Source organism: Virgibacillus proomii, assembly GCF_018916875.1.
GTDB lineage: Bacteria > Bacillota > Bacilli > Bacillales > Amphibacillaceae > Virgibacillus > Virgibacillus proomii_B.
Genome location: NZ_JAHLNO010000012.1, coordinates 49,510 through 61,746, shown reverse-complemented (window position 1 = coordinate 61,746; position 12,237 = coordinate 49,510). Strand labels below are relative to the sequence as shown.

Annotated in this window: 12 protein-coding genes; all 12 read right to left on the bottom strand. The window is 42.3% G+C overall.

Features of this window, described 5'->3' with window-relative positions; genetic code table 11:
- Nucleotides 1-2,813: phage tail spike protein (locus tag KQI21_RS05520; RefSeq protein WP_216483055.1), on the bottom strand; the 2,813-nt coding region annotated here is incomplete at its 3' end.
- Between the two features lie 8 nt (nt 2,814-2,821).
- Nucleotides 2,822-4,291, bottom strand: a complete 1,470-nt coding sequence (locus KQI21_RS05515; RefSeq protein ID WP_216483054.1) for a distal tail protein Dit — start codon at nt 4,289-4,291, stop codon at nt 2,822-2,824.
- 18 nt (nt 4,292-4,309) lie between these two features.
- Complete coding sequence (locus KQI21_RS05510; protein ID WP_216483072.1) at nt 4,310-7,999, bottom strand: phage tail tape measure protein; 3,690 nt, start codon at nt 7,997-7,999, stop codon at nt 4,310-4,312.
- A 140-nt stretch (nt 8,000-8,139) separates the two neighbouring features.
- Nucleotides 8,140-8,370, bottom strand: coding sequence for a hypothetical protein (locus KQI21_RS05505; protein WP_216483053.1), 231 nt, complete (start codon nt 8,368-8,370; stop codon nt 8,140-8,142).
- Nucleotides 8,371-8,501: 131 nt separating this feature from the next.
- Complete coding sequence (locus KQI21_RS05500) at nt 8,502-8,882, bottom strand: tail assembly chaperone (RefSeq protein WP_216483052.1); 381 nt, start codon at nt 8,880-8,882, stop codon at nt 8,502-8,504.
- A gap of 56 nt (nt 8,883-8,938) precedes the next feature.
- The gene (locus tag KQI21_RS05495; protein ID WP_253291311.1) at nt 8,939-9,268 is read right to left on the bottom strand and encodes a collagen-like protein; all 330 of its coding nucleotides are present in this window, start codon (nt 9,266-9,268) and stop codon (nt 8,939-8,941) included.
- Between the two features lie 16 nt (nt 9,269-9,284).
- Nucleotides 9,285-9,800 (bottom strand): phage major tail protein, TP901-1 family, encoded by a 516-nt coding sequence (locus KQI21_RS05490; RefSeq protein ID WP_216483051.1) that lies wholly within the window; start codon nt 9,798-9,800, stop codon nt 9,285-9,287.
- A gap of 17 nt (nt 9,801-9,817) precedes the next feature.
- Nucleotides 9,818-10,267, bottom strand: a complete 450-nt coding sequence (locus KQI21_RS05485; RefSeq protein WP_216483050.1) for a hypothetical protein — start codon at nt 10,265-10,267, stop codon at nt 9,818-9,820.
- A gap of 4 nt (nt 10,268-10,271) precedes the next feature.
- A complete protein-coding gene (locus KQI21_RS05480; protein WP_077297488.1) occupies nt 10,272-10,619 on the bottom strand; it encodes a hypothetical protein in 348 nt (115 codons plus the stop codon).
- 1 nt (nt 10,620) lies between these two features.
- On the bottom strand, nt 10,621-11,013 hold the full coding sequence (locus tag KQI21_RS05475; protein ID WP_216483049.1) for a hypothetical protein: 393 nt from the start codon (nt 11,011-11,013) through the stop codon (nt 10,621-10,623).
- Entirely contained in the window at nt 11,014-11,853 is an 840-nt protein-coding gene (locus tag KQI21_RS05470) for a putative phage head morphogenesis protein (RefSeq protein ID WP_216483048.1), read from the bottom strand.
- A complete protein-coding gene (locus tag KQI21_RS05465) occupies nt 11,850-12,218 on the bottom strand; it encodes a hypothetical protein (RefSeq protein WP_216483047.1) in 369 nt (122 codons plus the stop codon). Before KQI21_RS05465 ends, KQI21_RS05470 begins: the two co-directional genes overlap by 4 nt.
- Between the last annotated feature and the right edge of the window lie 19 nt (nt 12,219-12,237).

The following is a 12,237-nucleotide window of genomic DNA, read 5'->3' as shown; positions in this document are numbered from 1 at the left end:
AAATTTATGCTATCTTGATTCGCCGAACTCGGGTCTTGCGGAATCAACTCAAACGAGTGATCTTTTATTAGATTACGTCTAGGAGTAGCACTATACTGCGCCCCTGTCTCGTCGTTAGCAAGCACAAAGTCTCCATTTTTTACCGTTACATGACCAAAAGTTCCACTAGCACCTTTTAACTCTCCTGCAAATGTGCCGCTTTGCGCATGTATCTCACCGCTGAAATAACCGTTAACAAAATGTGAATTTCCTTTTAAATCCAACCATGATACTGGATTACCGTCGCTATCGTATTGCACTAGTCCGTTTGTACCGTCCCACTGTATACGAGCGCCATTAGCAGCCGTCCGTATAGGCACAGAGCCAACGTCAATCACGCCTTTTTTAATGTTACTTGCGTTTTCAGAAAAGGCTTCGGCTTGTTTGCGTGCTTCTTCAGCTTTTTCTTTCGATACTCGATCGGCATAGGCAGCATGATCTCTGGGTGCTGGTCGGTAAGTTGTTGCTATGTTCCCGTCTTCAAGTTGTAATTCACTGAAAATAATTCTTCCGTTTTTACCTAAGGCAAGAGTAACTTCTTCGTGACCTACATATCCATCAGGTACAGAAGCAGTTTCTTCAAAGTAATACCATTTGTCATAGTCATAATAATCTAACCTAATAGGTACAGATATGAAATCTTTAAACCTATCTCTATCCATAGATTGGTATTTTCTTATATGGAATGTATTGTTATCACTGTCTAATGGTATCCTCGAATCAATATAAAACCACCCGGAAAGTGTATAAGTTTTAGATGGTATTAGAACCATTCTAGCTGTAGTTTCTTGTACAAGAAACCTTCTAGCACTCCCGGTATACCCTGACCTTTCATTAACTGCTCCAGCATTCCCATTATGTGCATTAGGTACAATTTCAACAATGCCTGACCAATGAGTATTCCCGTTTTCAAACGTAGTGTTCAGTAACAAATTCCTTCCGCCAACCTGCACATTATCATACAACGGACTCCAACTATAATCAGACGGGTTACTACTCTCGTTTGGCGATGTTTTGTTATAAGCAAGTCCTAAATAACGTTTATCATCCGGACTGTCCGACATTCCGTTACCGTCTTTATCGTCAGCGTATTTTACCCACGTGTAATTAGGTTGTCCGTCCTCTCCGGGCGGACCCGGCACGCCTTGGTCGCCTATATACTTTGACCATTCGTAATCATTAGGGTTGGTACTTTTTATAGGTGATTCTTTATTGTAAGCTATGCCTATATATGCCTTACCTTGCGGATTATCGGACATACCACTTCCTCGATCATCGTCAGCATATTTGTGCCAAGTATACAGTGTTTTCCCATTCTCCCCCGGCGGCCCCGGAATACCTTGCTCTCCTTCTTTTCCATCGTAAACATTAGTTAGCGTAGTAAATCCTAAAATAGCAACATCCTGAAATAAAACCTCGCATGCATATATAGCTTTTTCGTCAATTTCGCTTGCTTGTACCGTAATTGTTTTACCTTCTTTACGATAGTCTGGGTCTTGATTGCCCAACTTATCGTATTTACTCCAAACGTAGCTGTAGGTTTCCCCATCCTGGTCGGTTTCTTTTCCCTGCGCATAAACAACGGCAGTTAATTCGGTATTGCCTTCGCCATTTTTAAACACGTCTCCTGCGCTGGATACGATATTTACCGTAAGCATACGAGCAAGGCTACGCTTAATCTCGTCTTGTAACGATTTCCAAATTTCTTTGACTTCATCTTCCGTATATTCGATGTAGTCGCCTAGTTTAACAGACTTTTTGCCACGCTCTTTAATGCTTCCGTTAACTTCGAAAACCCTCGCTTGTACGTAAAGAGGAGGGTTAAATTTCGTATCTTTAATTTTTAGCGTATCACCGAAACGTATTTTTTCATTTTCCATGCCCGGAACATGTTCTAAATCAGCTATTTCGGTTTCGTATTCAACTATTTCGTTTATCCGTTTTTCTAGTTCGTTCTTGGTTAGTGTTCGCAGTCTATCATAGGACAGTTCTTCTTTTTCAGTCTGCGGCTCATAGGTACCGATTATATGCCTTAGTTCTCCCGTTACTGGATCACGTCTGCCCCAACGCTGTAATGCGTCATAATCTTCGACTAATACCTCTAGCCTTCTACCGTCTTTTTCAGGGCCCAAACCAATAAGCGCTGTATAAATATTGTCAGTGTCCTCTATACGCCTAATGCTTAGTAAGTCTTTTCCAAACTCTATCTCGCGACCGCGCCACTGTCCGATTTGTTGGACTAAGTCAACGTAACGACCAACTATTTTATTCCCTCTTGTTTCGATTCTAAAATCAAGTTCAAGGTCAAATTCGGTTGCGATGCGTTTTAATAAATCGTAAGGATTTGTGTAATCTTCAATCTCGATCGACCTAGTCCCCCTACTTTCGACTAAACCGACACTCCACTCTGTCCCCTTTAACGCGATAGCCGCCGCAGTACTTGCCGATTGGCTTTTTAACGTTTGTGGTTTAATTACTTGTGCTTTACGTAAGTCATTGTAACTGGCTTTGGCAAATACAATCATGTGTTTGCTATGCTCGTGAACCTTTTCCGCTTGCCATATTGTTAACTCTCTGAAATCGCCATCCTCATCGGGTATAATAACTTTATTACGCCCTCTTAAATACTCTGAATAATCCCGATCAGCAAATGTCATAAATTCAAACGTTTCTGCGGTCGTTTCTAGCGACCTGTGATAATTATCGTCCCAAAACTCTTCATTTGGAATAATGCCAACTATCTCATCTGATTGCTTATCTATAACATGTATCACTTTATCACCTACCTATATCTTTCGCTCCATTTAACGCGTGAGTTAAAGCTATTAGCCGGATGTACGATTAACTGATTTTCGCCCTTATGCAAATTAAAAAAAGAACCTCCAAAATCTTTTAGGTTCTTTGCATCTTCTCCGTTAATTAATAGTTCTTTATTAAAATTATCTAATGTTATCAGATCACCTGGGCGTGCAATATATGGTGTTTGATTTTTTGTTGTATCTTCTATCACATACGCTCTAAGCCAGTCTATTCGAGATGTATGAGGGCTTGCGGTATCTCCAAATTTACCAATGTGGATTTGTACATATTTTAGTTTTCCCAAGTATTTTGAATCACTAACGGTATAACTCTTTTTTAATGACCATAAATGCTTCCCTGAACCATCTACTCTAGCTACATAAAATTCGTATGTCTTATCTTGCCTTTTCATTCTCAAAAACGCAGGGAAATTATCCCATTCATATTGATAATTACGGCTACTGATGATGTAATTTTGAAAGTTTCCTACATAGGGCCCTATCCTACCTTCCGCTAGTCTACGCAACACCCATATACTATTATCGTTTATGGCTACTTTTCCTAGTTCTGTCATGTTTTCATCAAATAAATAGATTTCTATCCTTCCCGTTTGGTTTATCTCGTCCGTATATAGTTGCATCCTTGCTTCAATCTCGAAATCAGTAGAAACAGGTACTTCTTTTATTTTTGCAGGTCCGTGCCATCTTTCGCCTGTACCGTAAGTTGGGGCCGTTATTCCCGCACCATCATACCCCATATTTCCAGACACATTACCATCTACAGATACAGGGTTGTCTTGCCAAGTATCTAACGTTTCTCCTCGTTCTTCTAAGATCAAGGTTCTTGTATCTACAACTTCTTCGTTGACATTTGTTGGTTGACCAATCATTTGATACTCGTTATATTGATTCTGCACCATAGCAAAAGTAACTGGCTTGATTACCTCTAGTTCGAATATAGGCGATGCTGGTGCTGTGCCGTTATAGGTTAGGCTAAGTACGTCGGATTCGAAGGTTTTTGTTTGTGCTTCTTCATACTTAAACGGGTCAGTGCATAAAAAGTTAAGCACCGCTTGGTAGATACATGCAACTTCTATTTTATGCTCAACCTCGTTCAGACTACCGTAATATGTAACGTCTAGTTCATCCGAAAACTTAATCGGTACAAGTTCGTCCTTAATTAAAATCGAGCTAAGTCGGTCAATCTTTTTACGTAAATCCTCGAACGACTCGCCTTTCAACGAGATAGATACGGACAGTGTGCGAGTTGGAGTATATTTTGACGATTGGTAAGCACCAGCCATTCCCGGAACTTCTATCGTACTTATTTCCTCGCTTAACACTCCCCGACCCTCTACGTTATTGACGATAAAATAGGTACCTTTAGCGGAATCCGTAAAGGACTCCGCAAGGTCAATTCCGTTGAAAATTAAATTTTCCGGACTTTGGATCACTGTATTACCTCCCTCCTGTTAACGGAAACTATCTCTAATCCGCTTTTTTCTGTCTTGCGTTTCCGTCACTGTAGGCTCCACCGCTCTACCTACCGCCTTACCGTCCATTTCAATTATCATCTGCTTTTGCCTGCGTAATTCATCGCGAATCTCCGCAAGTAGCACGTGTTGTTCCCGATCAGCCTCAAACGTTCCGGACGCTTGCATTTCCGCTTGCAATCGGTTAGTAGCTGCACGACTGTAACTACGTAGATCAGACGTATCAAATCCGGCTAGCTTCGGCTTAGGTGGCGTTGCTGCTTCTGCCATGCGTTGAGCTACCCGTTGGATATTCGTCATTTCTGCGTCCATTCCGACGATTAAACCTTTACCGATCATCTTACCGATTTCATCTCGCATTTTACGGGATGGAGATTTCATTTTGAAGAATTTCTTTAACGGCTTGTTGATCTTCATTCCAATTTCAATAGCTTTTTCTCCGACTTCTCTTTTCATTTTATCCATACCATCGCGCAAGCCTGCGATTAAATTAGACCCTAATTCAATCATTTTACCCACACCGGGAAGTCCTTTTATAATCGCTTTGCCGATCGATTCAGCCGCTGATTTTGTATCTCTTTTCTTATTGAAAATACCTTTAATTAGTTCGCCTATAAGCTTAACACCGGCATCCCACAATTCCGGCAACATGTCGATAATCGCTCCTACTAGTCTCGTAATTAAATACCAACCTGCTTTTAGTAATTCGGGCAGGACGTCGATAATACCGTCAATAAGCGCATACAAAATCTTGATACCTGCATTAATTATTTTAGGCAAGTTGTCAATAATGGCGCCAGCTAATGCAAAAATTAGCTTTATTCCGGCGTCAATTAATTGCGGTAAAACGTCGATAATACCGTCTATCAGAGCGAGTAGTATTTTAATACCTGCGTCAATGATAGTCGGTAAGTTTTGAATAAAAGCGTCGGCAAGAGCCATGATTATCTTTATTGCCGCATCAAGTAGTTGAGGTAGTATTTTAAATATGCCCTCTATCAACGCAAGTAATATCTTAATTCCTGCATCAATAAGCGCAGGCAACAACTCTATGATTGTTTCTATCATCGTAGTTATCAGCAATATAGCAGCGTCGATGATTTTAGGTAATGCTGATATAATTCCCTCGATCAACGTATTAAGAATAGTAATACCAGACTCAATCAACATAGGTACGTTATCAACGAGTGCATTGAATAAGGTTAAGATAATGGTAATACCTAATTCGATCAGTAACGGTAGCACTGTCACTATCGAGTCTATAAGAGTACTAATTATTAAAAGACCCACTTCGATTAATTTAGGCAATACCGTTACAATTGAATCAATTAGGGTAGCTATTATCATAAGCCCTACTTCGATTAGCTTCGGCAGAACCGTAACAAACCCCTCAATTAACGTAGTTATAATAGTAACAGCAGCCTCAACGATTAGTGGTAATGCAGATACAATCGCCTCTACTAAAGTATTTATTAGTTTAATACCTACCTCCAAAATTAGAGGGATTGATTTTAAAACTGTATCTACTATCAAAGGTATTACGTCAGCAGCTACATCCGCTACTTTAACAATACTTTTAGCAAATCCTTCGATTAGAGTCGTCACTATTTTAACTGCTACCTCAGTGACTTTAGGTAATTGATTAGCGATACCTTCTATTAGTGCAACAATAATATCAGCACCGACCTCAATCGCTTTTGAGATCATCTCAGCTAGGTTTTCTATAAATGCAGCAGTCATATCCCCTACATTTCTAATCACCTGAGAAAATTCCATTTCGCCTTTAAAAGCTTTAATGGAATCACTGACTAAATTCGTTCTTGTTACTAAGAATGTAAAGGAAGAAATTACCCAGCCGATTGGACCTGACAACCCTCCAAAAACAATGATCAAAGTAGTAATAGGTCCCGCGAGGTTTCTTAATACGTCAGCAACCGTTATACCTGACTCTCTTAAGTAATCGAGTCCCCTGCCTGCGATCTCTCCGGCTTTTCCAATGCCCGACATTACTACGTCAAACGTACCGACAGAAAAACCCTTCAAAGTATTTCCGAATCCAAGTAAACTTTCTCCAATATTCGAAAAGGCTTTGGACATAAAAGCCGTCAATTTATTTAACCTAATCCACGAATCAGCGACAAATTTAGCTAATGCTGGGGAAACAGCCTTCAGCGAGTTAAGCATACTTTCCGCTACCTTTTTCATACTTTCCGCTATAATTTTCATGCTTTCCGACATACTTTTCGCTATATTTTTCATACTTTCCGAAACGTACTGGTACATATCAGCAAACGCGTTACCTACAGAACGTGCAAGATCAGTAGCCCAGCCTTTAATCGCATCCCAGTTTTTTATAGCTACAATTACAGCCGCAATAGCAGCAGGAATACCTACGATAACCCCTAAAAACGCTAAAATACCCGCTGTAGCCGTACCAAATACGGCACTTGTTAACGATAATACCGCAGGAACACTTGCCATAGCAGATGAAAATGCGCCTAAAGCCATTAAAACCGAACCAAATGCAGCACCAATAGCCGCTATAACTGGAACTAGTAACGTGCCATATACGATAAAGTCTCGTAAAGGAGACTCAGTCTCTGCGAACCATTCTGCAAACCTTTCTAGTGCTTTTATAACCGGGTCGAGCGCATCGACAATACCAATCAAAGCGTCCATAAACGGACCGCCTATTAGAATCATAATGTTGTTAAATCGATTCTTAAGTATCTTCATTTGCGATGCAAACGTCTTATATCGTTCTTGCGCTTCTTTTGTTAACGCGGTATTCTCTTTCCACGCTTTATTACCGATTTTAAGCGACTTGCTAAATACATCAGACGCACCTGCCGCACGCATTAATGAGTCTCTAACGCGTATCTCACCTAAGCCAAGGTCGTCCAGTATTTGCGCAGTGTTCGCCCCTTCGTCCGACATCTCGCCTAACCCTTTTATAAATGCGAGTATCGCCCCCGCAGCGTCCTTTTCAAACGCAGTGGCAAATTCTCCGGCAGACATTCCAGCTACCTTAGCAAATCTATTAAGGTTATCGCTACCTTCCATTACCGCCGTATTCATATTCAGCATCACTCGAGAAAACGCGCTACCGCCCATTTCTGCCTCGATTCCGACAGATGACAATGCCGCCGCAAAGGACATAATTTCCGCTTCTGTTAATCCAATCTGGTTACCTGCACCTGCTAGACGTAGAGCCATATTGGTGATTTCTGATTCAGTTGTAGCCAAATTATTACCGAGTGCTACAATTGTACTTCCCAGCCTATCAATATCCCGCATAGACATCCCGGTAATATTCGCAAATCTAGCTAGTGCCGTCGCAGCTTCTTCGGCGCTCATATTAGTTGATACACCTAAGTCGATCATCGTTCTGGTAAAGTCCATAAGGTGTTTTTTCTCTATGCCTAACTGTCCGGCGATTTCGGCGACCTTAGCAATTTCTCCCGCACTTGCCGGGATTTCTTTAGCCATGTTCCGGATTTCTTTCGACAGACTTGCGTATTCTGCTTCTGTTGCGTCCACCGTTTTTCTGACGCCGGCGAACGCACTTTCGAAGTCTGACGCTTGTTTAACCGCAAAGCCAATTCCGGCAGCAGACGCAGCTCCAACCGCCGCAAACGCCCCTGCCACCGTAGAACCGAATTGGCTCATATTGCTCCCGAATTGCTCCAACGACCCTGTTGCACGTTGCAAATTACGCTGGTAATCGGATATATCCGCACCAATTCGGACTAAAACGTCTCCTATCAATAAGCGTACCTCCCTTCGTTCTTGTGACGTGTTTGATTCGTTTATTTGCCGCTCTGCTGAGTAAGAACCGATAAGTCTAAACGCTTAAGCCACTCGTCGGTACGCTTCTTTTCCTCGACCATGTCGCGCATTTCTTGCTGTTTCCGTTCTTCCGTTCCCGGGCGTGGATATAAGTCCTCAACCTTCGGCAATTCGCCTTTCTTACCTTTGCCTCGCGATGCTGCAGCGTACATGATTGCGTAAAGTGCTTCACGTTCATTTTCGTCGTGCATTCGTTCAGTTTGTTCTTCGCATAGGATTACGAATTCGCGGTAAGTTAAAGCAAGTACTTCTTCCGGCTTTAAGCCGAGGAAACGCCAGCCGTGTCGTACGCATTCTTCGGTGTCGACGAGGAATGGTTTACTTACTTCATTAGTTCCTCGATTTGTTTCTTCGCTTCCGGTTCTTTCGCTAACATCTTGTCTAGTGTCGTTTTGTAGAAAAAATGGTTTGCTACCAACTCGTAACCTGTTTTATGTATGTAATTAAGGTCGATTTCTTCAAGTTCGATCTTTTTATCAATTGCTTTTTGGATGTCTGTTTTCTTAAAGTTTTCCCCGGTATGAAATAATCCAGCATAAATAATATCTTCAAACGTCCCTACATCGCCCATTAGCACACGTCCAAGTAAGCCGTAAGCCCCTTCTTTTGTAAGCCCGTTCAAATATTTAATACTTTTTAAATTTAACTTAACCTCGTAATCTTTTCCGTTAACTTCAAACATCGTTACTTTTTCGTTAGCCAATATGACTCGCTCCTTTTCGTATTTAAATTTAATTTATAAATAAAGAAAAAGGCGGTTTACTGTCCGCCTGTGGAAGGAAACGGAATCTCTTTCGTAGTCCCGTTCGTCATTTCAAACGTAATAGTAGTTCCGTCGGATGTGATATCTGCAACTCCAACGCCGTCTTTACCTTTTACAGAATCGCCTTTCGGTCCCTTTAAAGATGCCAACCATTCTTGTTCTGTACCTTTAAATCCGTTATCAACAGCAACTTGATATGCTGACTTACCCGCAACCCCGGGATCTCCTTTAATCCCTGCAACATCGATCAAATCATGGAAATCTTGTTGTGTTGGTACTGCGCCCGTTACAAAAACGGTTTTTAACTCGTCTTTTGATTTCGCCATAATTTACCTCCTTATATTAGCCAATTTTCAGTGACTCACCGATAACGGCTGCCCCTATACCTTGAGGCTGTTCAGGCGTAACCTGTCCTTCGTCTGGTGCTCCTTCTGGTATTTCCGTAACAGTATCTTTCTTAATTTTTCCGTTTAACGTAGCTTCCACTGAATAAGTTGCGTACTCGTCTACTGACGAAGAATCCTCGAGATTAGATAACATGTAATATCCGGACTCTGTCGATAAATCTCTCTTATTTAGTCGGTGGATTTTAACCAGTCGCTTGTCTCGTATAGATTCCTCAATGTATTCATAAGCCCTGTCTCCTTCCGTTCTAATCCCTTCAACCGATACAGACTCAGTAACTGTCCCGTAATCTGACCCGCTCTTATCCTTAGTTGCCAAGTCTACGGACGCAGCCTCTATTGTTCTTGATCCACTTGTTTGGTTCCATAGTCTAACTAATTCTAAAGGATTTTCTCCTTCTGCAGGAATTTCAATCAAGTAAAGAAATTCTTCTCCCTTAAATTCTACTGCCATAAAGCGTTTCCCCCTCGTTAATTTTCCGTTCTATTTTTGTGATAAATCTGTGCAACCTCTACGTCAAAATAAAGTCGGTGCATATTCGTTTTGTCTGACAAATCATCCGCATCAATCGGAACCTCATTCGTTAAACCAACGTCAAAAAAGACGCCAGTTTCCGCTCCCATATCGTCATACAACGGAAATTGCGCAAATAAAAAGAGATCCCGAAGCTTATCCTGCATCGATGACCTCTGCGCCTGTGTTTCTGCATATATTCCGATTTGGAAACGAAAAGTCGTCTGTATCGCCTCTCGTAATTTCGATATCTGCGTATGGTTATTCTGCATCTGCTCGACAAGGATAAACGGCTTTTCAGTCGGAAGTTTTATGCCATCATATTTAAGCACGGTTTTAACGCCGAGTTCCTGCTCAATTTTTTGCCCAATCGAATAACCAACGCCTAATTGCGTAGCTTTCACCATTAGCCTACCTCCGTTTCGCCCGCTGCTCTACCGCTTTTCGATACCCTTCCTTGTTATCCCATACGGCTTTACGGACGAACCCTTTCTTCGTCTGGTGCGTGTATTCTTGCACCAACGTATAGTCCGTCATTGCTACGATTTGCCACTCGCCTATTGCGCTTCGTTCCACTCCGTTAGGCAGCGAGTTTTTTAGTAACCCCGTAAGAATAGGCGCTTTTTCTGCCGCATCGTTTGCGATTTTCCTTGCGTAAGCCTCTGTAATTTGATCGACATCTTGCGCTAAGTTGCGGTCGGTTAATTTACTTCGTATTGTACGTTTGATACCCGTCACTTTTACGTTAAATCTCGCCATGTTAACTCGTCCGCCTTCCGATTATTTGCACGCGATTATCTTCGCCCAGTCCCACGGAGTCAGACGACATGACCGTGTAGGTAACTCCTTCGTACTTAACCGACTTAACCTCGTCTGGACTAAACCCCGCCATGTCTCGTAAATCTACGTCAATCCATAAGTCGCCGTTTTGTACGTCCATACCTTCGGACAACTCACGATCAAATTTAAACGCTGAGGTGATTTCGTAAACTACCGCGACAGTTTTCTCGGATATTTCCGACGTAATAGGCTCGCCTGTAATCGGATGCTCTCCGGTTCTCTTTTCGCCAATAAACGTAATATCGGACTCACGGTGTTCCGTAATTTCTCGTCGGGTTTCTTTGATTAAGTCGATGTCATATTTGTTTAACATTTACGACTCACCTCCGGTTAGGTATTCGTCCTTAAGTACGTACCTAAACGAAGCACGACACCGAGGATGGGGCGAATAGATATACGTATCCTGTGGACGGTATACTCCATCGCCCCAACCGTAAGGGTTTTGTCGAGCAAGACGGTAGCACTCGTGCTGGTCATGTCGCTTGTGTCCGGGATGGTCGATTATTTTTATCGCCTTAACGACTTCGGACGCTTCTGCCGCCTTTGCAATCCCTACTCGATGTGCCGTGTTAGTTTCGGTGATTACGATTGTTTCAATCTTCCACGTTTCTGCTTCGTATACTTTTCGGACGTCTGCGACTAGTTGATTAACTGACTTACCTTGTATAATCCCCGCTTGTAATACTCGTCTCAACTCCGCATTATAGTCCCCAGCCAACGTCCACATACGGTCAGATAGGTCGATTATATTTTCGTCTTTAAATCGTCCAAAAACAGAATCAACCACATTCCTAGCTAATTGACGTTCTCTCCGACTAGACAACGCCTTAACTACCGCTAACAACCCTAACGCAGCAACTCCGGTTTGTATCGCTTTTGACGCTGTGTCGTCAATCACGGTATCTAACGCCTTTAACCCGTAGTCTCGTATTTTCCGCTCTATCTCGTCTAATTCACCCAGTAACGTATGTATTCGCGCTTTACTGATTGTATTATCCTGTTTCGCGTATTCCGTTAGTAAATCAATTAGATCGAGTCTAGTTCGGTCAATTTCGGATAGGACATAGTTAATTTGGCGTTGCTGATTACGTTCGTGCTCGTCATACGCTTCCTGTAGGACATTGTCTATCTTGCGTTCGATTTCGCTGTTCATCGGCCGTCAGCCCTTCCGGCATGCGTTTGATATGCACTAAACGACGTTCCTTCGCCTTCTTTTTTAGCTTTTCGGTAGTTGAGTCGGGCTTCCTTCGCAAGTTCTATATAATTCTTAAATACTTTCGTTTTATCTACAACTTCGTCCCGGTCGCCATACGAAAAATACCGAGCAGCGTCCGAAGCGATTGTACTATAGGCGTTATATAACGCAAGGTAAAACACGGCGTTAGCGTTGTCTTCCTCGGTAAAGCCGGACTCTGCGACGGATTCAGCGACCCACATGTCGATGTCATCCGACGTGACGCCCGGTACTTTCGATAAACGAGACTGTAAGCGTTTAGTTACGGTTAATTTATCCGACATGTAGCGTCACCCTCCTTCG